General features: G+C 63.4%; 19 protein-coding genes. 7 read left to right on the top strand and 12 right to left on the bottom strand.

The window, feature by feature from the left end; all coding sequences use genetic code 11:
* The first annotated feature begins 10 nt into the window (after window positions 1-10).
* The 3 genes from GE027_RS08595 (at window position 11) to GE027_RS08605 (ending at window position 4,847) form a co-directional block, all read left to right on the top strand.
* Complete coding sequence (locus tag GE027_RS08595; RefSeq protein WP_162006636.1) at window positions 11-865, top strand: hypothetical protein; 855 nt, start codon at window positions 11-13, stop codon at window positions 863-865.
* Window positions 866-877: 12 nt separating this feature from the next.
* Window positions 878-3,844, top strand: a complete 2,967-nt coding sequence (locus tag GE027_RS08600; protein WP_153556779.1) for an FAD-binding and (Fe-S)-binding domain-containing protein — start codon at window positions 878-880, stop codon at window positions 3,842-3,844.
* A 232-nt stretch (window positions 3,845-4,076) separates the two neighbouring features.
* Window positions 4,077-4,847 (top strand): DUF6690 family protein, encoded by a 771-nt coding sequence (locus tag GE027_RS08605; protein WP_153556780.1) that lies wholly within the window; start codon window positions 4,077-4,079, stop codon window positions 4,845-4,847.
* A 78-nt stretch (window positions 4,848-4,925) separates the two neighbouring features.
* Here the strand turns inward: GE027_RS08605 and GE027_RS08610 are convergent, their stop codons facing one another.
* Complete coding sequence (locus GE027_RS08610) at window positions 4,926-5,933, bottom strand: protein-tyrosine phosphatase family protein (protein ID WP_153556781.1); 1,008 nt, start codon at window positions 5,931-5,933, stop codon at window positions 4,926-4,928.
* Between the two features lie 113 nt (window positions 5,934-6,046).
* Entirely contained in the window at window positions 6,047-6,472 is a 426-nt protein-coding gene (gene arfB, locus GE027_RS08615; RefSeq protein ID WP_153556782.1) for an alternative ribosome rescue aminoacyl-tRNA hydrolase ArfB, read from the bottom strand.
* Here arfB and GE027_RS08620 point away from each other — a divergent pair.
* Window positions 6,453-7,877 carry a PQQ-binding-like beta-propeller repeat protein gene (locus tag GE027_RS08620; protein ID WP_162006637.1) on the top strand — a complete coding sequence of 475 codons (1,425 nt, stop codon included), beginning with the start codon at window positions 6,453-6,455 and terminating at the stop codon, window positions 7,875-7,877. The genes arfB and GE027_RS08620 overlap by 20 nt on opposite strands.
* Before the next feature lie 174 nt (window positions 7,878-8,051).
* Here the strand turns inward: GE027_RS08620 and GE027_RS08625 are convergent, their stop codons facing one another.
* From GE027_RS08625 to GE027_RS08635, 3 genes are read right to left on the bottom strand one after another with little or no spacing between them, the layout of a single operon-like run.
* Complete coding sequence (locus GE027_RS08625) at window positions 8,052-9,728, bottom strand: hypothetical protein (RefSeq protein WP_153556784.1); 1,677 nt, start codon at window positions 9,726-9,728, stop codon at window positions 8,052-8,054.
* A 58-nt stretch (window positions 9,729-9,786) separates the two neighbouring features.
* The gene (locus tag GE027_RS08630; RefSeq protein WP_153556785.1) at window positions 9,787-10,626 is read right to left on the bottom strand and encodes a HisA/HisF-related TIM barrel protein; all 840 of its coding nucleotides are present in this window, start codon (window positions 10,624-10,626) and stop codon (window positions 9,787-9,789) included.
* 3 nt (window positions 10,627-10,629) lie between these two features.
* Window positions 10,630-11,172 carry a DUF2617 family protein gene (locus GE027_RS08635; RefSeq protein ID WP_153556786.1) on the bottom strand — a complete coding sequence of 181 codons (543 nt, stop codon included), beginning with the start codon at window positions 11,170-11,172 and terminating at the stop codon, window positions 10,630-10,632.
* Between the two features lie 384 nt (window positions 11,173-11,556).
* Here GE027_RS08635 and GE027_RS08640 point away from each other — a divergent pair, with 384 nt between their 5' ends.
* The 3 genes from GE027_RS08640 to GE027_RS08650 all read left to right on the top strand — a co-directional run bounded on the left by GE027_RS08640 (window position 11,557) and on the right by GE027_RS08650 (window position 14,693).
* Complete coding sequence (locus GE027_RS08640) at window positions 11,557-12,456, top strand: zinc ribbon domain-containing protein (protein WP_153556787.1); 900 nt, start codon at window positions 11,557-11,559, stop codon at window positions 12,454-12,456.
* A 73-nt stretch (window positions 12,457-12,529) separates the two neighbouring features.
* Window positions 12,530-13,513, top strand: a complete 984-nt coding sequence (locus GE027_RS08645; RefSeq protein WP_153556788.1) for a D-2-hydroxyacid dehydrogenase — start codon at window positions 12,530-12,532, stop codon at window positions 13,511-13,513.
* A 37-nt stretch (window positions 13,514-13,550) separates the two neighbouring features.
* Window positions 13,551-14,693 (top strand): serine/threonine-protein kinase, encoded by a 1,143-nt coding sequence (locus tag GE027_RS08650; protein ID WP_202617364.1) that lies wholly within the window; start codon window positions 13,551-13,553, stop codon window positions 14,691-14,693.
* A 124-nt stretch (window positions 14,694-14,817) separates the two neighbouring features.
* Here the strand turns inward: GE027_RS08650 and GE027_RS08655 are convergent, their stop codons facing one another.
* The 7 genes from GE027_RS08655 to GE027_RS23045 all read right to left on the bottom strand — a co-directional run bounded on the left by GE027_RS08655 (window position 14,818) and on the right by GE027_RS23045 (window position 24,286).
* Window positions 14,818-15,318: a hypothetical protein gene (locus GE027_RS08655; protein ID WP_153556789.1), complete on the bottom strand. Its 501-nt coding sequence runs from the start codon at window positions 15,316-15,318 to the stop codon at window positions 14,818-14,820.
* Between the two features lie 16 nt (window positions 15,319-15,334).
* Window positions 15,335-15,619: a hypothetical protein gene (locus GE027_RS08660; RefSeq protein ID WP_237607403.1), complete on the bottom strand. Its 285-nt coding sequence runs from the start codon at window positions 15,617-15,619 to the stop codon at window positions 15,335-15,337.
* 391 nt (window positions 15,620-16,010) lie between these two features.
* Window positions 16,011-16,916, bottom strand: a complete 906-nt coding sequence (locus GE027_RS08665) for a hypothetical protein (protein ID WP_153556791.1) — start codon at window positions 16,914-16,916, stop codon at window positions 16,011-16,013.
* A gap of 260 nt (window positions 16,917-17,176) precedes the next feature.
* Window positions 17,177-17,701 carry a flagellar export chaperone FliS gene (locus GE027_RS08670; RefSeq protein WP_153556792.1) on the bottom strand — a complete coding sequence of 175 codons (525 nt, stop codon included), beginning with the start codon at window positions 17,699-17,701 and terminating at the stop codon, window positions 17,177-17,179.
* Window positions 17,702-17,721: 20 nt separating this feature from the next.
* On the bottom strand, window positions 17,722-20,112 hold the full coding sequence (fliD, locus tag GE027_RS08675) for a flagellar filament capping protein FliD (RefSeq protein ID WP_153556793.1): 2,391 nt from the start codon (window positions 20,110-20,112) through the stop codon (window positions 17,722-17,724).
* A 193-nt stretch (window positions 20,113-20,305) separates the two neighbouring features.
* Window positions 20,306-23,605 (bottom strand): flagellin N-terminal helical domain-containing protein, encoded by a 3,300-nt coding sequence (locus GE027_RS23355; protein ID WP_237607404.1) that lies wholly within the window; start codon window positions 23,603-23,605, stop codon window positions 20,306-20,308.
* Window positions 23,606-24,127: 522 nt separating this feature from the next.
* Complete coding sequence (locus tag GE027_RS23045) at window positions 24,128-24,286, bottom strand: hypothetical protein (RefSeq protein ID WP_202617365.1); 159 nt, start codon at window positions 24,284-24,286, stop codon at window positions 24,128-24,130.
* Between the last annotated feature and the right edge of the window lies 1 nt (window position 24,287).

A 24,287-nucleotide genomic window follows, 5' to 3' on the forward strand; every position in this document is an offset into this window, starting at 1 on the left:
TTGATTGCCTATGTTGCCCCTGTCCTACCTGATGTGCGCGACGCTGTGCGTGGCCGTTCTGGCGACGCTGGGCGCGGAGCGACCGCTGCGGGCGATCGTGTTGGTGCCGTTGACGTTGTTGGTAGGCGGGTTGGCTTGGCAGTTTCAATTCGCCGTTGCGCCGCTGGCCGGGGGCGGAGCGGCGTGGGGATGGTTCCCGCTGGCCGCCGCCTGGCTGTTGGCGCTGCTTGCCCCGCCGGCGGCCCGGCGAGCGACCGTGCTGGCGATCGGATGTTGTTGGTTGGCGGTGCTGGTCTTTAGCGTGGCCGCCGCCGCCTCGCCCCTTGTCGACCGGATTACACTGCTGGGGTTGGCCACGCATCGCCTGACGGCCATTGCGTTGGCGGCGATCGCCTTGGCCGTACTGGCCCAACTGTGCAGCGGAATTCCACCGGCCAACGCCGCGAGCCGATGGCAGTTTTTGGAACGGTTGAGCGGGGCTTTGTTATTACTTCTGCTGATCGCACTGACGGCGGTATTTTTTCTGCAATCGCATCCCTTGGATCTGGATCCTCGGGTGGCTCTGGCCGTGATGCCCGCGGAGGTGCTGGCCGCGCTGTGCGTGTACCGAGGCGTGCACGTGGTGGCGGTCGATGCCGCCCGGCAAGTCCGCCAACCCAGCGAGCCCAGCCAACCCAGCAAGCCCAGCCAACCCAGCGAACCCAGCGAACCCAGCCAAGCCGGTGGGGGCTCCGCGGAGACGAAAGCGACCGACCGCTTGAAGACCAGCGACGTGATCGCGTTGTTGGTCTTGTTTGGGATGGCCGGTGGCGGATTGGCTCTGGTTCCGGTGATCTTGAGTGGTGCCCGTCGAGTGGCCCAGTAGGCAACGAAAACCATGGACGTTGAACGTCAGCGCATTGAAGACGACCTGCGGGGCACCGTCGCCGGCGATGTGCTGTGCGATGACGTTACCTGCCAACTGTATGCCAGCGACGCCAGCATCTACCAGTTGCGCCCTCTGGGCGTGGTCCGGCCGCGTTCGACCAGCGACGTGGCCACGTGCGTGCGGTATGCCGCCGAACACCATCTGACGCTGCATGCTCGCGGGGCCGGCAGCGGCGTTGCCGGAGAGGCTTTGGGACGGGGGTTGGTCCTGGATTTTTCGTCCTACATGCGGCGCTGGCAGGTGCTCGACGGCGGCGAGCGCGTGCGTCTGCAGCCCGGCGTGACCCTGGCCGTGCTGAACCGCGACCTCCAGCGAATGCGGCGGATGTTCGGTCCGGACCCGGCCACGCGGAGCGTGACCACGATGGGCAGTGTGATCGCCGTCGATGCTTCGGGCAGCCATTTCCTGCGTTACGGCTCGGCCCGCGATGCCATCGAATCGGTTCAGGTCGTGACCAGCGAAGGAAAGATCGTCGAACTGAGCCAGCACTCGCCGCTGGAGGGCGGCATCGCGGGACGGTTTGCCGCCGGCGTGCAACGGGTGCTGGACCGCAACGCCGCGGCGCTGGAACAGGTTCAGATGGAAGGTCGCCGGCTGCGGGGTGGTTACCGACTGGATGATTGTCGCAGCGGCGATCGCATCGATCTGGCAAAACTGTTGACCGGCAGCGAGGGCACGCTGGGACTGATTACCGAAGCGACCATGCGGACCGAAGCCATCCCGACGCAGCGCGGCGTGGCCCTGTTGTTCTTTCATCGTTTGGACGCTGCGGCTCGCGGCGCATCGGCGGCCCTGCGGCATGGTGTCGTGGCCTGTGATCTGATGGACCGCCGGTTGTTGGAGATCGCACGGGAGATGGAACCTCGCTATGAGGAGGTGATCCCGCGGGATGCCGAAGCGATGTTGTTGGTCGAGGTGCAGGGCGAAGCGCTACCGGAGCTGCGCGATCGTTTGGCGGCCCTCGTGGCGGACCTCACCGAACAATCCGCCTTGGCGTACGCCGCGGTGACCACCGTCCAGCAGAGCGAGCGCGACATGTACTGGCGGTTGTGCCGGCGGGTCGTTCCGCGGGTGTATCGCTTGAAAGGCAATTCCCGAGCCCTGCCCTTTGTCGAAGATCTACTGGTCCCGCCGCAGACCCTGCCGGACGTGTTGACCGAGATTCAGGCTGCGCTGCAAGCCGAACAGACGACGGCGTTTTTGTTTGCTCACGCCGGCCACGGTCAACTGCATGTTCGTCCCTTTCTGGATCTGGCTGGCCAAGATGACCAACAGCGTTTGCGTTCGTTGTCGCAGCGGATCTCCGAAGTGGCTTGGCGACACGGCGGCACGTTGTCGGCCGAACACGCTTCGGGCCTGAGCCGATCCTGGTTGCTGCCGCGGCAGTACGGCGAGCTGTGGCGGGCGATGCCCGAAATGAAACGATTGTTCGATCCCCACAATCGCTTCAATCCCGGAAAGATCACCGGGGCGACCCTACAGCAACCGCACGAAAACCTGCGCCCGGTCGAGGCCGCGATCGAACTGGGGCACGCCGGGGACCAAGGCCGGGCGGCCACCGCCGACGAGCCCGCCGAGGATGTCGACGCGGCCCTGGCGCAGAAGAAGCTGAACGTCCTGCAGGTCTGGCCGCCGGAGGAGGATATCGACCGAGCGGCCCGGCAGTGCAACGGTTGTGGGCGATGCCGCACGACGGCCCCGGAGCAACGCCAGTGCCCGGTGTTCCGCGCCCAGCGAATCGAAGAAGCGTCTCCGCGAGCCAAAGCCAATCTGCTGCGCGGCGTCCTGACCGGCGACCTGGATCCAGAGGAATTAAGTGGCGACCGGGGCAAAGCGGTGGCCGACCTGTGTTTCAATTGTCATCAATGTCGCTTGGAATGCCCGGCGTCGGTCAACATTCCCAAGATCGTCAACGAGATCAAGGGACAGTACGTGGCGACCAATGGGTTGCCGGTCTCGGACATGTTGCTGTGCCGGCTGGATACGTTGGCGCGGGTCATGTCGCGTCTGCCCTGGTTGTCCAATCACGTGATCCGCAATCGCTTCAGCCGTTGGTTGCTGGAGCGCCTGTTCGGATTGTCGGCGGCCCGCCGCCTGCCACCGCTGGCCAATCGCACACTGCTGCGCTATGCGGGGCGGCGAAAACTGACGCGGCCGGTGCGGCAGAGCGGTCCGAAAGTGGTGTACTTTATGGACTACTTTACCAACTATCACGACACCTCGATCGGCCGGGCGCTGATCGAAGTCTTGCTGCAGAACCGCGTCGGCGTGTATGTGCCCCCGCGACAGGTCTACAGCGGGATGTCCCACATCGCGGCCGGCGACTTGAAGACGGCTCGCAAGTTGGCGGTCAAAAACATTCGCTTGCTGGCCGATGCGATCCGGCAGGGACACACGGTCGTGGCCACCGAACCGTCGGCGGTGTTGTGTTTGCAGCACGAGTATTTGAATCTGGTCGACGACGACGATGCTCGGCTGGTCGCCGAGAACTCTTACGAAGCCTGCCGGTACCTATGGGACATGCACGGCCGCAACGAGTTGACGTTGGATTTTCGCCCCGTCTCGGCCACGGTGGCGTATCACCAGCCCTGTCATGTGCGGGCGATCGACCGGGGCGAGCCCGGGCCGCTGTTGATGGATCTGATTCCCGGCTTGACCGTCAAACCCATCCATGCCGGCTGCAGCGGGATGGCGGGGTTGTGGGGACTGCAAAAGCAGAATTACCGCAACAGCCTGCGCATCGGATGGCCGCTGATCAGTGCGATGCGATCCAGCGGCGTTCAGGTCGCCGCCAGCGAGTGTACGGCGTGTCGCATGCAGATCGAACACGGCGTCGATCGACCGGTGGTGCATCCGATCAAGTTGTTGGCCTATGCCTACGGCCGCATGCCCGACGTCGGCGACCTGATTCTGTAGCTGAAGTCGCCAGACTTTGGAGCGAACCCGCCCGGACCAAACGCTGGCGAGTTCAGCTACGAGAGTGTGGCGATTGTTCCGGCCACACCGGCCGCAGGCATTGACCGGGCTGTTGGGGATGCAGCGAACAGGCGGCAAGCCGCTTTTTCAGCAAGTTTGGCTGCGGCCGATGGTCGATAGTTACGGTGGCGACCTCCCGCTTCTTTCCTCGCAACGCAAGGCTTGTCCTCCCATGGCACGGCGATTGACCGCGGCCGTCTTGACCGCTGCCGCGATCGGTGGTCCTTACGTGGCCAGCGAAACCGAAGTCGGACGCGATATGACGCAGCGGGTCTCGGCGATGATCCGTACCACCTCGGACGATTCGGCACGCACCGGCCAGTTTTCAGACCTGTCCACGACGGGGCCCTTCCACGCTCATTACCAGACCGAAACGCTGTGGGAAAAAGGGCTGGGGCCGCGGACGCACGAGACGCTGAGCGGCGGGAGTGGGACGCGGCAATCCTTGGTCGGCGGACCGGTGCACGACCTCCGCGATGTGCTGCGTTTTGACGTCACGCCCGAGTGGGTCGCCCAACACTTCACCCGCGTGACCACGGTGCTGGCCGATCTGGAACTGGACGGCCTGCGGGTGCCGCTGGTTACGGGGACCGATCCGACCGATGTGGCCGGCACGATTACCTACTACTTCGATCGCTCCGGAAAACTCCAGCGGCTGAACATCCACGGCTTTGTTGGCGATCCCAGCAAGATCGCCCAGACGATGCAGGCGCACTACCACATGTCGCCCGAGCCGTCCCTCGACGCCGGTGTGTATACGGTGCGCTGGAACGGTGCCCCCTCGGGACTGCTGAAGGTAACCCGGGCCCCGATCATGTACAGCGACGCCCATCACCAACGCTACACCCTGTTTCTGGAACTGAACCAGCCGGATCTGGCTTACGGCCTCAGTCCCGCGGCCGAACAGGTGGTGCGCGGCGACCGGTTCACCGGCCGCTGGTAGGCCTCCGCGAGTCCAGCGGTTGAATCGCTCGACCCGCGGGCGAACGCAGCAACCGTGGCCGACGCCCCGACGGCTGGTCTAGCGATGCTCGCGGTGGCAATCGACGCAGCTCTGCTGGAGCCGCCGGAAAGCCTGATTTGCGGGGCCGCTCCGCTCCGCTTCGATCGCCGCGGTCAATTCGCCTGCGATCCGTTCGCTGGCGGCCATCGCATCGCCGAACGCGCTGCGCTGGTCGGCGTCGAGCTGTCGATGGGATTCTCGCAGCGCTTCCTGCACCAACAAGGCCTGATGAGCCGGAACCAAATCCGGATGATCGGTGGGCGTACGCCAGTGCGCCTGCTCCGCAAGCTTCAGCTGGTCGAGGGCGCGATCCATCTCGGCCATCCACTGCACCAGATCGTCGACCGTGGCCACCTCGACCAATTCCGGCAGCACCGCGTCGGGAGGCGGAACCCGGTACTGCCGAACGCTCCGCCAAAGCCCCTGGTAATTGGGGCTGGTGCCGGCCCGCTGTAGGTAATCCATGGCTTCGGCGCGGTGGAAATCGCCGTTGGCCAAGCAGATCACCGCGGCCGCCGCCGGGCCGCGATGTTTGCCGTGGTGGCAGTGCACGTAGACCGGGTGGTCGACCTCGCGGGCAACTCGCGACAATTGCTGCAAAGCGACTTCATCGACGCCGTCATACCCGAAGGGAATATGGACGTAGCGGAGGCCATGGCGGCGTGCGGCTTCGACATTGGGACGAATCCCATCCACACTCACGATCGTTCGTACGCCCATCTCGGCCAGCCGCGCAAAGTCCTGTTCATCTCGCGGCTGGGCGCCCGACAACACGCCTTCGGCGACGCGGAGCAGGTGCGGTAGCGAACCGTCCGATACGGCTCTGGCGCCAGCGGCCGAAACGGGTTCGCTGGGGTTCGTCTGTTCGGTGGGGTTCGTCTGTTCGGCGGGGTTCGTCTGTTCGGCGGGGTTCGTCTGTTGTGCTGGAGCGGATCGGCTGTTGGAAATACAGAGCACCGCGAGCAGGATCACCGCCAAGGCCCCCCGGCCGGTGCGGCCAATCGGTGATAAAGTGCAAAGCTGCATAGCGATCGCGTGCCCCCTTTTCCCGCGGCCGGGTTCGGTTGGTTTGACGAATGAGAAACGGTGGAGAAACAGCCATTATAACCCCGCCGGACCGAACGCGGGGCGGCGGTGACTCATTCCATCGGCGGACGGCCGCGCAGACGCTTCTTTTCCGATTGCTGTTTTTTGGCCTTCAGCCGGCGGCGTTTGCTGCCCAGCGTCGGCTTGGTGGGCTTGCGGCGTTTGGGCGGATCCTGGACCTGACGCAGCATATCGACCAGTTTCTGGCGGCAGTCCTCGATGTTGCTGATCTGGTCTCGATGGCGATCGCTGCTGACGACGAATTCGCCCTGGACGTTGACGCGGTTAGCGAACCGCTGCAAGAATCGCTCCTGCCACTGGCGGCCCAGCAGCGGCTGATCGCGAACCTGCCAGCGCAGGGTCGCTTTGGAATTGACTTTGTTGACGTTCTGGCCGCCTGGACCGCTGCTGCGCGCAAACGATACCTGTAGCTGGGAGCCTGGAATGGTCAGCCGACGATTGACATACAAATTATCCATAGCGGTTACCTTAGCGGTTCTGGCCGCATCCTGGGGAGCCCGCCGGTGCGGCGCCCAGGACGATCCGCTGCCCGCCAACCGAGAGGCGGCCGCGGTCAGCCTGGTCGATAGGTCGCCGCCGTCGCTGGCCACCCGAACCCAGGGCAGCGATTGGCCTCGTTTTCTGGGAGCGACCTACGATGGTAAAAGTCCTGAGCAGGGCATTGGTCGTGATTGGAGCGAAGGAAAACTGAAAACCCGCTGGCACGCCCGGCTGGGCACCAGTTACGGCATCGGCTCGGTGGCCGACGGACGCTACTTTCAGCTGGACCGGGTGGGCGACGCCGAACGGCTGCGATGCTTGCACGCGGAGACCGGTCGGGAGCTGTGGAGCCAGTCGCAACCGGTCGAGTACCGCGACATGTACGGCTACAACAATGGTCCTCGCAGCAGTCCCACGGTCGCCGGTTCGGCCGTCTACACCCTGGGCGTCGCAGGACAGCTGACCTGCCGGGCGGTCTCCGACGGACGCTTGATCTGGACGGTAGACACCAATACCCGGTACGGGGTGATCCAAAATTTCTTTGGTGTCGGTTGTTCGCCGCTGGTCCTGGACGATCAAGTGATCGTGATGGTGGGAGGGAGTCCGCCGGAAGATCGCCGCGTCGGCTACGGCGCCTTGGACCGCGTCTCCCCCAACGGTTCGGCCTTGGTGGCCTTTGATGCGGACACGGGCGAGGAACGTTGGCGAGTGGGCGACTACCTAGCCAGCTACAGTTCGCCGCGGCCGATGGTCATCGATGGAAAAACCGTGGTGCTGGCATTTGTGCGCGAAGGGTTGATGGCCGTCGATCCGGCCGAAGGTCGTGAACTGTGGTTCTTTCCTTGGCGGTCGCCACGCCTGGAAAGCGTCAATGCAATTGTACCGGTGGTCGAGGACCGTCGTGTTTTGATCTCCGAATGCTACGACTTGGGGGCCGCCGTACTGGAGGTTTCGCAGGACCAACCGCGGCTGCTGTGGCGGGATCCACCGCGAAGCCGGCAGCGTGCGCTACGTGCCCACTGGGCCACTCCGATCGCTTTGGACGGCATTGTGTTCGGATGCAGCGGCCGCAACAAACCCGACAGCGATCTCCGCTGCTTCGCTCTGGGCGACGGGACGCTGCGCTGGGAAGACGATCGCCGCGTTCGCAGTTCGCTGCTGTACGTCGACGGTCATTTCGTGGTCTTGGACGAGGACGGCCAGATGCAATTGATCGACGCGACGACCGAGGAGCTGGACGTCGTCACCTCGATCGACTTGGCAAGCCCGGCCGAAGACCGCCCGGCGCTAAAAGAGCCGTGCTGGGCCGCCCCGATTCTCGCTCGCGGCCTGCTGTATGTGCGGGGCCGCGATCACGTCCTGTGCATGGAACTGGGCGATTAGTGTTGCCTTTCGCTCCGCGAAAGTTGTTACCCACAACTTTCACGGAGCGAAAGGCGACGCTGCTATCCACAACTTTCGGCGGAGCGAAAGGCGACACTGCTACCCACAACTTTCGGCGGAGCGAAAGGCGACACTGCTATCCGCAACTTTCACGGAGCGAAAGGCGACACTGGCTCAGGAGCCGAACAGGGGGAATTCCGGGCCGGCGGGGAAGTTGGAGTCCTCCTCGACTTCGGCCTCCTGTGGCGTTTCCTGGCCGAGATGCGTGCTGAGTGTCTTCAGGTTGTCGGCCTGGCTGATCAGCATCTCGGCAAATTTTTCACGCGTGTCGTACTCGGTATTGTTGACTTCGTCGAGCACTTCCAGGAGCGTATCCTTCAGCTGGGTGGCGGCCAGCGTTTGGTCCTCGGGGAATTGGGTTTGCAGGCCGGCCGGCGTCGACGCTTCTTCGACGTTGCGAGAACCGGTAAGGCCGTACTTGATGCATTCCAAGGCGTGGATCAAACGCCGTCGCGAGGCGGTGACTTCGGGCGGCTGAGGATTGACCGGGGCCATGCCACCCATCCCATAGCCACCGGGGCCCATGCCGTAGCCTCCCGGGCCCATGCCGTCCATGCCATAGCCGGCCTCATCCGAACCATAACCGTCCATGCCGCTATCCATCATTCCGGCTGCGCCGTAGGCGCTTTCGTCGGACATCATTTCGCCGCCATAACCCGCGCCCATCCCGTACTCCATGCCGGCCGATCCCGGGGCACCACCGGTGCCATAGCCGCGGGTTTGGGGCTGGACGGGGCCGGACTGGGAGGCGGCGGCTTTGGGCGGTGTCATGGCCAGCAGCCGAGCGTGTTCGGAGGCGAAGACGTTGGACGCATTGACGGCCCAGGCCTTGGCGACGTCGGTCGGCGATTCCACTTTGGCGCTCCCGCCCAATTTGGCGATGTTGGCCGCAGCGTACAGCGAGATGATCGGTGAGGCGTCGGGCGAGGTCGAGAGATCCACGAAGACGTCGGTGATCTCTTTGCTCTTCGCGTCGGTGTACAGCACGCGCAAGGCATCGAGGGCGTAGCGCTGCAGGTAGGCGTGTCCCTCGGCCGTGCGGTTATCGGGCACCGGTTCCTTGGCCAGGTCGAGCATGATCTGGACCAGTCCATCGCGATACCGCGTGTTGGCGTTGAGTTTCGGCAACCCGAACTGCGTCCAGCGATGCAGGCCGATCAGGGCGGCGGCCCGCACGCCGTCGGGAACACTTTTATTTCGGTACAGCGATACCAGCGGGAGGAACGCCTGCTGGGCCGGTACCGGCGGGATCGAGGCCTGTTCGTCCAATTGGCCCAACAACAACGTGGCATTGACCCGCACGGCCGGATGGTAATTGCCCTGCGCCAACTTGCGCGCGTTCGCCACGCTCCAGTCCAGGATGGCCTTGGCCGCCTGCGTCGAACCGCTGCTCTGCGCCACCCGCAGATCCTTGAGGATCTCCTGGTTCATCTTCGGCAACTCGGTCAGCTGGTCGGGCTGGGTCATCTTTGGGAACAGGTAGCGGTTGTAGTAGGCGCTGAAGGCGCTCCACTGGGGCCACGAGCCCGGGGCCGCTTCGCGCCGTCGCGGAGCCTCTTTTCGGGCTCGGTCCATGGCTTTGACCGCCGCGGGGGCTTCCATTTCCGGAGCGATGTCGATGACTTCGAACTGCGCACCCTGCCCCCACAATTGACTGCTGATGACGATGGCGGCAAAGAACAACAGGGTCGCAAAGGCGATCCCGATCGACCGCTGCAGCGTGTGGCGGGGCGAGATGCTTGCCACCAGCGAACGGGGACCGCGGTGGGAACGAGCTCGGTCGTGCAGCATCAGTGAATACCGTTTATGTGCGAGAAGAGAGGCGGACCGTACCCTCACAGTATCCCAGCTATTTCCGATCCGTCAACTTTTTGCTGTTCGGGGGGGCGTCTTTGTACAGCTGGGCCGGTTCTTCCGAAGATGCCGCGCCGATTCGGCCGTCCAGCAGGGCTGTGGCCGCGAGTACGGCATCACAGCCGGCCGCCAACAGGGTTCGCACATCGCCGGCATCCCGCACACCGCCCCCGGAGATCAGCTGCACGTCCGGAAACTGTTGTCGGATCCGCCGGCACAACGCTGCGCCGACCGGTCCCCGGCGAGTGCCCACGGCGCTGATGTCCAGCGGCAGGACCGAACGCACGCCCGCGGCAATCCAGCGCGCGATCAGCTCCAACGCCGGCTCGATCGGCGCCGACGACGCCGGCCGCTCGACCACGCCGCCGCTGCGGACCACACCGCGATTCAGGTCGAGGCCCAACGTCAGCTCGGGGGCCGTGGCGGCGGAGGACGGGGCGGTGCGGTCGGCCTCGAAAAAGGCTTCCGGTCGTTGGTCGGCCGGCAGCGTTTCGGTGGCCAGGATCCAGCGAGCCGGAGCGGCGCCGAGTTGGGATTGTTTGTCTCGCCAGTCACGAGGGTCGCGGATGCCGGCGTCCAGCCACAGGGGAAGGTCGCCGGCGAGCAGCTCGCCGAGGACGGCCGCTTGCAGGGGGCGGCCCGAAATCGCGTCCAGATCGGCGACGTACAGACCGCCGACACCCAGTCGCCGGTATTGTTGGGCCAGGCGAAGCGGGTCGGGGCTACGCAGGCCTTCGCTGGGATAAGGCCGGTAGGTGTGTCGCCGTCCGGCCACCGCTCTGACGGCTCGGCCCTCGACCAGATCGATCACCCCCAGCACCTTGTCTAGCGGCACCGTTTAAGCTTCGGGCAGCGAGAACGTCGATTCGACTTTGACGATCGCGTAGTCGTCGGGGAAGGTATGGATGGCCTGCACCATCATCGAGCGGCAGCGGCAATCGACGTGGATATAACTGAGTGCACCGAGCGCCATGCGGCCGCTGGGGTCGAACGTATGCAGCAGGCCTTCGGTGGGACCTTGGCCGAGCTGTTGTTGGAAGGTCCAGAACAGATCCGGGCCGACCGGCTCCAGCTGGAACCGCGTGCGGTAGCGGACCCCACCGTGGCATTCAATGCTTTCATCGTGCACGCCTTTCAGCGGTTTCTTCAGCAGTTGGCGTCGCCGCGGCAACGGCTGGCTGGCCGAGGAAGCGACTTCGCACAACGTCACCCCGCCGGCCCGCCACGTGATCACATGGCCACAATTGGTGATGTCGATCTTGGCGTCGTAGGCGGTGCGTTCGATCCGTCTGGTCTGGTGGATCCGATACAGCTCGGGATGCAGCGTGCGACCGAAGATCTGAAACGCCAGCTCGGCGACTTTGGGGCGAACCGATAACACGCGATTATCCTCTGGAGCGTAATCACTGACCGCCCGTGATCTTCGATCGCTGCCTGGCGGTGCAGTCTTTGAAATCTTGAAGGCGGAACCCACCAAGCGGCAGAGAAGGATCCAGCCGTGGCTGCCGCACCGCTAATTATAAGTCGTCGCCCAGTCGAGATTGAAGAGCGGTTCGAAGGGATTCGCAAACTACTTTTTTATCGCCCGATCGCACTTGACATTTGCCGCCGCAGACGCCCCGCAGAACCGTCGGCCGCGCGGTTCTGCTAGACTGGCAGCGCCGTCAAAAAAAGGATGCTCTTTCCCAATGGGAAGGGCATCCTTTCCCAAGGGGACCGTGGCGGAAGAGTCAAATCGATTGCCGTTTGTTCGTCGAGCCGAGTCATGCAACTGCGCTGCGCGAAATGCGATAAGACCTTGGAGGTGCCGGACGACGCCGGAGGTAAGAAAGTCCGCTGTCCGGCCTGCTTGACGATGATGATCGCGCCGCGGTTGTCGGCCACCGATTCGCATTCTCCGGCGGCGCGCCCGTCTGCCGGATCGCCCTCGTCTGCCGGATCGCCCTCACATGCCGGCGGCGTCCCTGCGACGAGGTCCGGCGGTTCCCCGCTGGCCCGGCCCGCCCCCAAGGCCGCTTCGCACCGGGTGCACTGTCCGGCCTGTGATCGGGCGTTGTTATTAACGCCCGAGGTCGCCGGCCGGATCGTCACCTGCCCGGCCTGCGAGCGACGATTAAAAATGCCCGGCCTCGGGGAGGACACTCGGGTCTCGGAGTTGCCACCCGCGGCCGCTGGCCCCGGCGGGACGGTTTCGCCGCCCGGGCCGTTTGCTTCGCCGCCGGCCGAGCAGCCCGGCAGGCAATCGCTCTACGCGCCTCCGGTGTCGCCCTACAGCACGCCGATCGGGGGCGGCGCCGGCAGGGCGGTGGGCCATCGCGAGCCGGTCGTGTACGTTTTGCCGGGAATCTTCATGGCCGTGTTCGCAGGGTTGTCCCTGCTGTTTTGCGGTTTGCAGTTGATCCTGCAACTGGTCGGCGGAAACCCGGTGGGGCCCGAAGCCCTTTTTCTGGGTGTGTACCTGGGGGTTCCGGCACTGGTCAACGCGATGATTCTGTTTGGTGGCCTGCAAATGGCGCGTCGCCAATCCCTGACGCTGTGTCGGGTTGCGGCCGTGTTGGCGATCGTGCCGATCTTCGGATTGTGCTGTATCGGGAACACGCCGTTCGGGATTTGGGCGCTGGTGGTCTTGATGATGGAAACCGCGCCGCGAGACTTTCGGTCCTGAGCCGAGGCGGGCCAGTCCGACCGATTCGCTTTTATTGAAACGGTAGATTTTATTGCAACGGTAGAGCAAGAGTATGCGCATTGTTTTGTGTTATCCGGTCCAGCCGCACCACATCGCTCAGATCCAAGCGGTGGTTCCCGACGCGGAGATCGTCGACGCCGGTCAAGAACGGGTCGATGCCGAGCTGCCCGGTGCGGACATCTTTATCGGGCACGCCAAGGTACCCGTGGATTGGCGGCGCGTGGTCGAGGGCGGAAAGCTGAAGTGGATCCAGTCGTCGGCGGCGGGCCTGGACCATTGTCTGGTCCCGGAGGTCATCGATTCGGACATCGTGGTGACCAGCGCGGCGGGCCTGTTTGCGCCTCAGGTGGCCGAGCAGACGATGGCGTTGCTGTACGGTTCGATCCGCCGCTTGCCCGTCTTTTGGCAGGCGGCCGGCCGCAAAGAATTCATTCGTCGACCCACCGACGACCTCCGCGGCAAGACGGTCGGCATCGTGGGGCTGGGCGGTAACGGCCGCAAGATCGCCGCGGCGCTGGCTCCGATGGATGTGCGGATCGTGGCCACGGATTATTTTCCCGATGACAAACCCGATCATGTGGAAAGCTTGTGGCCGGCGGATCGGCTGGCCGACTTGATGGGCTGTGCCGACATCGTCATTCTCACCCTGCCCCTGAACGCTTCGACTCGCGGCATCATCGATCGGGAGATGCTCGCGAAGATGCCGCCCGGGGGGTACTTGATCAACGTGGCTCGCGGGCAGGTGGTGGTGGAAGCCGATTTGGTCGAAGCCCTTGGCAGCGGTCACCTGCAGGGGGCCGGCCTGGACGTCACGGAAGTGGAACCTTTGCCGGTGGAGAGTCGTCTATGGGAGATGTCCCAGGTGATCATCACGCCGCACGTCGGGGCCCAGTCAGCGCGCCGGGTCGACGACACCACCGACCTGGTCTGCGAGAATCTGCGGCGCCATCTGCGGGGCGATCCTTTGTGGAACCAGGTCGATAAGGGTCTGGGATTTGCACATCCGACGAAAGTCTGGAAACCGGGCGGGAAATAGCCGTCGTTTTCCTGCCTCTACCTGCTAGAATGCCGCCATGAAGCAATTTCCTAAGGACGGAACCACGCTGCTGTCGACCGCACGACACGAACCCGGCGTGACACGCACCCTGCACGGCACGCAGCGGACGATGAAGGACGAACGCCTGGTCGAACACTACCAGAGCATCCTCAAGCAGCGCAAGTTGAACTGGACCGGTCACCACCACCTGCTGAAATTGCTCGGCAGCGGTGGGCAGGGCGAGGTGTATCTGACCGAACATCGCGGGACCGACGGGTTTACCCTGCCGCTGGCGATGAAGTTCTTTTCGCCCGAGCGTTTCGAGGACGCGCGGCAGTACGAAGAGAGCATGCAACGGATCGCTGGGATCGCCGCGCGCGTGGCTCAGATCCAGCACGACAATATGCTGGACGTGCAAAACTTCATCGAACGCAATCAGGTCCGTGTGATGGTGATGGAGTGGGTCGACGGGTACGACCTCCGCCGGCTGAGCGACCCCAAGTGCCTGGATGGCCTGGAAGCGGTCGTCACGCCGCGGCGCCTGCAGTACATCCACAACGTGATCACCACCTACGGCCAGGAGAGTTTGCGTTTCAAACCCGGCATCGCCGTGGCGATCGTCCGCGAATGCTTGGCCGCCCTGGCCGCCCTGCATCGCGAGGGCATCCTGCACGGTGATGTCAAACCGTCGAACATCATGCTCAAGCGAACCGGCCACGTCAAACTGATCGACATCGGTTCGGCCATCGACTTCAACAACCCGCCCCGCGAACGCGATTGCACGCCGACCTATGCCGCCCCGGAATTGATCGAGCACCACGAGTCGACGCCCCGCAGCGACTTGGCCAGCGTTGGGTACGTGCTGATCGAATTGCTCAGCGGCGTCAATCCGTTTGCCGGCGAGTACGACATCCGCACGTTGCTGCAGCTGAAACGGCAACTGCCCCAGCAGCTCGAAGCCCTGTTGCCCGATGAAGTGACTCGCAACGAACTGCTGATGAATTTCCTGCAAGGCTTGATCGCGCCGGATCCCAACCGCCGTTTCCAGGACGCCCAGAGCGCCGAACACCAGGGGGCGGCAGCCTTTCAGCGACAATTGATTCTGGGCAACATGGCCACCGAGTACGACAACGACTTGCGCGTCTGGTTGGAAGACATCCGCAAACTGGATTTCGGCTGAAGCCCAGTCTCGAACTGCGTCCAGCTGTAATCGCAGAGTCTGACCGTAGCTGAAGTCGCCAGACTTTGGACCTTCGTGCTGCCCCGATCCAATCTCTGGCGAGATCAGCTACCTTGCAAACGGCTCAGTTGGCGGTTTCCGGATCGGTCTGGGTCGCTCGCACGACCGCTTGCAGCAACAGGTAGTTGTCGTCGGCGAATTCGGTCAGTGTCCCGTGCACGGCCCAGTGGTTGTCGTCGACGTCCTGGCGGATGGCTTTGACGACCCGCTCGAGCGCCTGGTTTTCCAGTACCCGGTAGTGGACCTCTCGCTCGTCCACGGTAAAGGTCCAGCGGCGGCCGACTTCGGTAAAGCGTCCGCGGACGTTCTTCAGCAGGGTGCCTTCACGTTCGCGATCGGGAGGCTCGGACGGGGAAGCGGCGGCGGCCGGCGGCGTGGGATCGAGGGCGGTGGGCGCATGTTCGCTCGGGGAGGTGAGGGAGGCGGGGGAGGCGGGATCGGGTTCGATGGCGCCGGGACCATGCCCGGCGACCAGACAGAACAGGACCAGCAGTGACCAGCGCAGCGAAGGTGGAAAAAAAAGCGGCGCGCGCAGCCACAGCAGCATCAGGGGTAACAACATCATCGGTGAAGTATCCGCGTCAATTCCGGCGAGGAATTGCGATGGCGTGCAATGAAACCACAGCCCCAATCGCGATCATCGCCAACCCGATCCAACGGGGCGGCACGATCCGCTTCTTGGGAGCCGGATAAACTTGCATGAGCAACGAGGACATCATGTCGCTGTTGGCCACCGCCTTGGTGTTGGTCACACGTGCCAAGGCTCGGGTGGTTTGCTCGTTCAGAACGACCGACTCGACCATGCGAAATTGGATCCCGATCAGGATCAACAACATGCCGATCAAGAAATATCGATTACGATCCATTTTCATCAGTTCGCGCTTCGCAGTTGGAGGGTGAAACGGAGACGGGCAAAGAGGGTTGTTCCTGGTATAAGCGTCGGCGGAAAACTGGGGCCGCATTGAGCATTTAGGTCCCTTTGCCGTTTGCCCGGAATGCGACGACGGGCCGAGTCGTAGCGGTGGGGAAGAGAAGGAGGGGGGGACCAACAAGAAGAGCAAGGCACACCCGTAGCCGAAGTCGCCAGAGTTTGGACTAAGCACGTCGCAACATCTAATTCGGCTTTACCCTTCCTCTGGAGGAGTCGGGCTTTCACCGAAAGATTCAAGCCGACGTGCTCAGTCCAAACGCTGGCGAGTTCAGTCCAAACTTTGGCGAGTTCAGTTACGGTTCGGCTACGGTTCGGCTACGGCGAAATTAATTTCGCTGGAGGTCCCAGGCCTGCAGCCAGGTCGTGGCGGTGGGCTGCATCTGAAAATCCTGCTCCAGCCGCTCGGCCATATCATCCAGATGGCCCGCCCCATAGAACACCGCAACGCGTTTCTCGCCGGCCTCGAGCACTTCTTTCAGGACTTCGAAGGCTTTGGCGTTGCGGCCTTTGATCAGGGTGTTGTCGCCGTGTTCGTCATCCATGCCGGCGGTGGCCAATTCCAAATCGCTCAGTTGTGACGCCATGGCGCGTTTCATCATCATCGCCCGGTCCTTGCTGAACATCGCAACCAGCAGGTCGACTTCGGTTCCGCCGCCGGCGGCTTGATTGGCCAGCCCCGCGCCCATCATCCGGGCGATCATCTTCGGAAAGCTATCGCCGCGCCGGCGCATGTCCTCGACGAACTCTTCGGGACTCATGTCCGCGTGGCGAAAGTTTTCCGCCATGTAGTCGATCTTTTCCAGCTGGTATTCCAGGTTCAACAAGTCCTTCATGCCGCTTTGCATCGAGGCGAGGAGGGAGCGGCGTTGTTCGAGGTCCTCGGGCCGGATGCGGGTACCATCGGGGGCGACCAGTTCGTACAGCACGACGTCGTACTTGGCCAAGCGTTGCTTCAGATCGCTGTAGTACTCGTCCTGGCCGATGTGCACCACGCCCACCAGGTCGACGATGCGTCCTTCGTAGGGCGTGCCCGCGCGGCCGGTGAACCGCACGATGGCCGTGTCGAGCCCTTTGGGTTCGCCCGCCCCGGTCTTGGAAACCCGCACGAACTGCTCGCCGTGCGCAGCGGCTTGGGGGCTCGATTCCGCTTGGACCTGAGGCTCCTCGCCGGCCGACCAGGGGGCAGCAACACAGACCAGGATTGCCCAGACGAATAAAACGATTCGGAACATGGAAAGCTATCTACGGCACGCGTATGAAAAAGAAGGGGGAGGTCCCTACCTTCGAAACATACGCCCAAACCGGGGTGCTGACAACAGTTTGCCGGGTTTCTGGCCCCGCCGGATAGCGGCCTATCGATGGAGTGAGCCATCCGTCCTCGAACGGATCGACGGCCCACTAAGCACGTCGGCATGAATCTTTCGGTGAAACCCCGCGACAACACCCTCCCGCGCAGCGGGAGGGTGATGCCGAATTAAAGGTTGCGACGTGCTTAGCCCTGCAGGTTCAGCGACGAGGTTCGCGGAGCGGTTGCGGAGGGGCCGCGATTGCCCGTGGCCAAGCCTCCGGGGGTGGCGCCGCTATTCAGGCCCGCGGCGCTGCTGTTCAGGCCCGACAGGAGCGTCTGATGGGGTGCGGGGACCGCATTCTGGCCGCACGCCAGCTGCCAGGTTTCGCGTTCGATTTCCAAGACCGTCGCGATCTCGCTCCAGGTCGCCGGATCGTGCTGCTGTTCGGCCGCGGTCAGGTGCTGCAGCAGAAACACGTACAGGTCGGCAACCTGTTTGGCGACTTCCAGATCACCCTGTTTGACGCCCGAGAGCAGCTCGCCGAGGATGTCGCGCAGGCGCAGCGTCATGTCGGTAAACGCGACCTGATCGATCTGGTCGGCGGGCATCGCGGCCAGGGACTGAGCCACCTGCACGCCGCGCTCGATCAGCATCAGCCGCAGTCGAGCGGGCGTGGCATTCAGGACGCTTTGTTCCAGGTACTGTTGGCTGTGGTGCGTGCGGGACATCGTGGTGGAGTCATCCTTGACTAGGAGGAGTAGGAGAGGGGTTGAATCCCGGTGACGTATTGTTGGTTGCTCTGCAGTTTCGAGATGGCCGCTTCCATATCGTAGAACTGTTTCAGCAAGCGTTCGCGTTCGTTTTCCAGACGCGTATTCAGGGCGTCGATGCGTTCGCTGTTGCGTTCGATCCGCGAGCTGAGGGCCGTGGTTCGGCTCAGCAGCATGCCGTTGTCGACGCCGACCAAGCGATCGGCCAGCGCGCTGAGCTTGGCGGCCGCGCCGGTTTCTTCGGTGGTGAAGAACTGTTCGACCGCGGCGACGTCTTCTTCCAATCGGGCGGTCAGCTTCTTTTCGTCCAGTTCCATCTGGCCTTTGTCGTTCAGACGCAGACCGACTTCGGCCAACGAGCGGATGTCGCCGTTGCCGCGCATCACGCCCGACAGCAGCCGCGAGTAACCGGAATCGATCCGCAGCGCTTCGGTCGACCCGAACAACAGGCCGTAGCTGTCATTGGCAGCGTCGTAGAAGGTCAGCGAGTCCAGTTTTTCCTTCATCAGGTTGTACTGCTTGACCAGAGTCTTGGCCGCGTCGACCACGGCTTTGGGGTTCTCTTCGACGGTGACAGTAACGGGGCTGTCCGACAGGGCTTTGAGGGTCATCGAGAGGCCGCTGGAGTCGTCTTCGAAGACCCCGTCGAGGCTGGTTAGTTTGCGAGTCGAACCGGTCTGGTCGGTCAACAGAACCTCGGCGTCCTGGCCGGTGGACGTGGTTTGCATGGCCAGATCAAAACCCGACGTATCGATGCTGAAGCGGCCCATTTGGCCCCCCTGCCGGCTGCTCAACTGCAGCGAATGCGTGCCGTCCTCGGTCGTGACGATGGTCGCTTTGACATAACGATCGGCGGCGTTGATTTTCTCCGCGATCGATTCCAGGGTGTCCTCGGCCGTGACGTCGACGCTGAGGAATTCACCGCCCTCGATGGCCTTCTTGGTCTCCCCATCGATGGTCACCTCGACGGCTTCGCCGGCCCAACCCAATTCGCTGGCCGCGACCGCACCGTCGGTGTTTTCGACCGTCATCACCCCCGCACCGTCGGCCGTGTCGACCAGCGTGATCCCGTCGCCGTGGGCGTTGATACGGGCTTCGATTCCCAGCCCCAAGGAATTCACTTCATCGATCAACTCGCCCACCGTTTCCAGCCCGGCGAACTTCAGGTTGATCGCGCTGGAGGCGCCGGCCGAGTCGGTCAATTTGAACGATCCTGGGGTCAGCCCCCGGCCCTGGTTCAGTTGGGAGAGGGGCGTATCCGCATCGACCCACTGCCGGCCGAGGTGAGCGCCGTCCAGGATCGTGGATTCGCTGTCGGTGGCGATCCCCAGTCGCTGGGCCGTTTCGTCGGCGCTGGCGATCGTAAAGTTATTCGCGCTGCCGCCGGACAGGTCACGGATGCGGAGGCCGGTCTGGGAATCGTCCAGTTTGGCCACCAGATCCAGGCCGCTGGCATTGATGGCTTCGAGGACCTGCTGGATGGTGTCGGCCGCGGAGACGTCGACTGTGGCGGAGGAGCCATCGCGGAGGGTGATGTCCAGGCTGGTCAGTTCGCCCAGACCTTGTCCGCCGCCCAGCTGCGACAGGGCCACGCCATGCAGATACGTCTGTCGGCCATCTTCGCCGGGGGGAGTCAGGTCGGCACCGGCGGCCACATCGGCGGCCGCGTCCAGGCCGTACAGCCCCAGGTCGGCGGCCGTTTCGCCCTCGCCGATCTCTTCGACTCGCAGATTCGACACCGCCTCGCCGCTCAGGTCGGTCAGGGTGATTCGGTCCCGGTCGGCCGAAGCGCGGACCGCCACATCGGGGTGGTCGTTGATGGCGGCGAGCACATCGTCGATGGTCCGAGCCTCGGACAGATCGATATCGGCCGATGCGCCACTGCGATCGGTGACGCGAATCGAACCTCGCTGGACGCCCAGGCCCGCGTTCAATTCACTGAGGGCCATCGAATGTTTCAGGTAGCCGCCGTTGCGAACCCGGATCTGGCCTTCCAGTTCCAGGGCGGCATCGACGCTCTCAAAACGCACCCGCGAGCTGGCGGCATGGGTGGCGGCCAACTGTTTGGTGGCCACCTGGTATTCGCCCAGCGGCGCTCCCTGCGAAGAGGAAACCGAGAGGGCGGCCTCATTGCTCGAAGCGTCCTTGCGGGTTTGAAACAGCGAACTTTCCGCCAGCCGATCGCCCGATAGCTGGACGGCGATCACCGACGCGGTCAGCTGCGAGATCGCTTCCTGCTGTTGGTTCAGCGTCTCGTTTCGGGCGACCAAGCGATCACGCGGGATCCCACTCAGATCGATCAATTGATCCACCGTGCCCTGAATATCAGTGCCGGTGATCAAGCCGATGGAGGTTTGGATTCTGCCCATGAGGGAGTCTGTTGCTGTGAAGAAGGCCTGCAGATGTTTTCTAAATCGGCAAGCTGTGCCGGCTGAGTTCAGTTTTTCGGACGCCGCTGCGGGCGGAGTTGCCGAGGGCGGTGGTGCGGGCATAAAAAAACCAGCGGAAGGGACGCCCTTCCGCTGGTGTTCGTTTCTCAGTCAATCGTCCTGACGCCGTGCTTTATCGGATCAGCGACAGCACGTTCTGCGGGTTCTGATTGGCCAGAGCCAGCACGTTGGTGCCCGACTGGACCAGGATCTGAGCCCGCGTCAACTTGGCCGATTCGGCGGCGAAGTCGGCGTCGCGGATCGAGCTTTCGGCCTCTTGCAGGTTGGCCACGGTGTCGTTCAGCGAGACCAGGTTGCTTTCCAGCGTCGTCGCCTGGAACGCACCGAGCCGGCCGCGGATGCTGGTCACCTTGGTGATCACCTCGTCGACGATCTCAGCGGCTCCGGCGGCGTCGTTGACCAGGCTCTTGGCTTGGCCGCTGCCCAGTTCGTACAGCCGGCCCGAGGCACCGCCCAGTTTACCGGTGCTGACGCTGCTGATCCCCATCCGAGCTTGTTGGTTGGTGACCACTTCGCTACCGAGTTGGAACAGGGCGCCGCCGCCGGTGATCGAGAACGAGAAGCTTTCGTCCGAGCCGTCGTTGACGCTCAGCGACAGGTCCAACGTGGCCGTATTGATCGACAGGCTGTTGCCTTTGCCGTTGGCCTGCGTGCCGTTGACCTGGGCCACGATGTCCGCACCCACGTCGCGGCGAGTGTCGAGGCTGGCGGTGAAGTTGCCACCGGCACCTTCGCTGATCACGTCGATCGCCACCTTGGCATCGCTGCCGTAGGCCGAGGTGCTGAATTCCAGATTGCCGTCGACGTTGCTGGCGGTGACGCCCGTCGCGTCGTTGACCAGGTTGATGGCCGAAGCCACGTCGTCGATCGTTGCTCCGGCTTTGAAGTTGAACGTCTCCGCACCGTTGGTGCCGGTCAGTTCGAACACCAGGTCGTCGGACAAGCCACCGGTATCGCTGACCGTTGCCGTGGCGTCGGCGACCGTCGTGTTGGCGATGTTCAATTCGCCCGCCGTATTGACCGTTGCGGTGAAGTCGGTGGCGTCGATGACGGCCTTCAGATCATCCAGGCTCTGCGGAGCCCCGCTGTTGACCGTAACGGTCAACGTGTTGCTGTCCTCGTCGTAGGCCGCCGCGTTGGCGTCGCCGCTGACGAAAGTGACCGTCGCATTGGCGTACTTGGGATCGTTGCTGTCGGCAGCGATCGAAAGGGCCGGCGTCGAGGCGGTCAGGGTCGAGGACGTCGGTGTGGCGGTGGCGAATTCCACAGCCGCAGCCGGGGAATCGGCCGAGCCGGTGAAGCCGTCCAGGTTGCTGATCGCTTCGGCAACCTTCTGACGCGTCACGCCGTCGCCGTTGCCACGCACCGTCAACGTGTTGGTCGCTTCGTCGTAGCTGGCATCGGCCGCACCGACCGCCAGAGCGTCGCCGTTGGAGTCGACCGTGCTGTTGACGAAGTTGATCTGCGTGCCGGCGGCGATGCTCGAGTCCGCCGAAACCGATACGCCCGGCGTGCCCGCGTCGGCACCGCCGACGGTCGTTCCGTTGGCGATCACCGTATTGTCGATGTTCAACACGCCGTCGGTGTTGATTTCCATGTTGAAATCGGTGGCATCGACCACGGCCTTGATGTCGGCCAGGGTTTGCGGAGCCGTATTGTCGACGGTGATCGTCAACGTGTTGCTGTTGGCATCGTAAGCCGCGGCGTTGGAGGCACCGGAGGCGAAGGCCACGGTCGTGCCTTCCAGGGCGCTGCCGGTGGCATCGGCCGAGATCGTAAAGTCCGGCGTGGTGGAGGCCAACGTCGCATCCAAGGGCTTGGCCGAAGCAAACCGCATCGCCTTGGCCGCGCTGTTGGCCGTGGCGCTGAAGCCGTCGACCGCGCTGATCGCGGCGGCCACCTTGTCGCGGGTCACGCTGTCGCCGTTGCCACGAATTTCCAGCGTATTGGTACCGCTGTTGTAATAGGCTTCGGCTTCGCCCGCGGCCAGGGCAGTGGTGTCCTGCTTGGTCGTCGAATTGATGAAGGTGACGGTCGTGCCGGCCGTGATGCCGGAATCCGCCGTGATCTCCACCGTACCGGCCAAGGCGTCCACACCGTTGGTCGTCGTGGCCGACAGGGCCGTCGAATCGATGTTCAAGTCACCCCCGGTGTTGACCGTGGCGGTGAAATCGGTGTTGGCATCGATCACGGTTTTCAAGTCGGCCAGCGACTGCGAACCGTTGTTGTCGACCGTGACGGTCAACGTATTGGTGTCGGCATCGTAAGCGGCGTCGTTGGACGAGCCGGTTACGAAGTTGATGGTCGCACCGTCATAGGCCGCACCGGCGTTGTCCGCGGTCAGCGTCAACGACGAAGTGACGTCCGCCATGTTGACGTCGGCAGGCGTGGACGAATTGAATGCCACCGTCGTAGCGGCCGTTCCGGCCGTCGCACTGAAGTTGGCCAAACCGTCGATGGCCGTGGCCACGTCGCCGCGAGTCACCGTGTCGCCGTTACCGCGAACGGTGATCGTGTTGGTTCCCGAATCGTACACCGCTTCGGCAGCTCCGACGGCCAGGGCGTCGCCGTTGGAGTCGGTGGCGCTGTCCTGGAACGTGATCGTGGTTCCCGAGGCGATACTCGAATCCGCGGTGATCGCGATGTCGGTTTCGGCCGTGGCGTTCTGCGTGGTGAACGTCACGGTCGCTTCGGCAGCGGTGGCGTTGGCGGCACCGACAGCCCCGGACTGGTTGGTCAGGGTGAAATTCGCCGCGGTGGCCGTGGCGGGGCTGCCGCCGACGTCGGCCGTTTGGTTGGTCAGTTCGATATCGGCCGTGGCGGTCGACGGAGCTTCGAACGCGGCACTTCCCGCCGTGACCTTGGCCTGCCGGGCCGCCGAGGTGATGTTGACGTTCACCGTGACTTCGCCCGTCGCACCCAGGTTGGCCTGGTCGATCTGCGCGTCGTTAACGCTGGAGACTTGATTGACCGTGCTGACGAAGTCCAGCGAACCGTCCAGCAGCTTGCGGCCCTGGAAGGTGGTCGTCTGGGCGATTCGGTTGAGGGCTTCCAGGGAGCTGTCGATCTGCAGCTGGTTAGCCGCGATTTCGTCGTCGCTCAGAGCACCCGAGTTGGCGGCTTCGACAACCAGTCCGCGGATGTCCCCCAGCAGGCTGCTGACCTGGCCCAGGGCGCTGTCGGCGGTGCTGATGATCTGGCTGGCTCGCTTGGTGTTGCTGATCGCCTTGTTCAAGCCGCCGATCTCGCTCCGCAACGCCTCGCTGGCGATCAGACCCGCCGGGTCGTCGGCTCCGGAGTTGATCCGCAGACCGGTGCTCAATCGAGTCAGCGATTCCTGCAATGAATTGTTGGATTGCTGAAGGCGGTTCTGAGCGATCAGCGAAGGTACGTTCGTGTTAATTCGTGTCATAGCTCTACTGCCCTTGTTCCTGATTGAGGGTGGGTCATTTTGGACTTGTCAAACCGACCCACAAGTCGGATGACAGGGACACCCTCATGCCGGGGGCCTGAGGGAGCCGTTGGTTGGTTTTGGCGAGTGACGGTCACTCTTGTTGCAGAAACGGTCGTTTCCACAGCCCCAGCGGTTCGTCCCTGCTCGGGAATCAACTGTCCCATTTTCCGCCGTACGGAAACATCGGCCATCGAAGGCCTTCGGGTCGCACCTTAGCTAAGCAAAACAATCGGGAATGCCGAATGCTTGAGAAACATTCCCTATAACCGTTACAAGCTGCCCGGTTTGCCATGAGCTTTTCGCAAGTCATCCCTCCGCCGGACGGTGCCAGTGCAGCATCCGGACTATGGCTCGTTCCCCGCTCACCCCCACCAGCGAACCCATTAGTTCCTACTCCTACTCGTACTCCTACTCCTACTCCTACTCCTACTCCTACTCCTACTCCTACTCCTACTCCTACTCCTACTCCTACTCCTACTCCTACTCGTACTCGTACTCGTGCTCGTGCTCGTGCTCGTGCTCGTGCTCGTGCTCGTACTCGTACTCGTACTCGTACTCGTACTCGTACTCGTGCTCGTGCTCGTGCTCGTGCTCGTGCTCGTGCTCGTTCCCGCAGCGGTCCCGATCAATTCCACCCATC

Source organism: Roseimaritima sediminicola, from assembly GCF_009618275.1.
Lineage (GTDB): Bacteria > Planctomycetota > Planctomycetia > Pirellulales > Pirellulaceae > Roseimaritima > Roseimaritima sediminicola.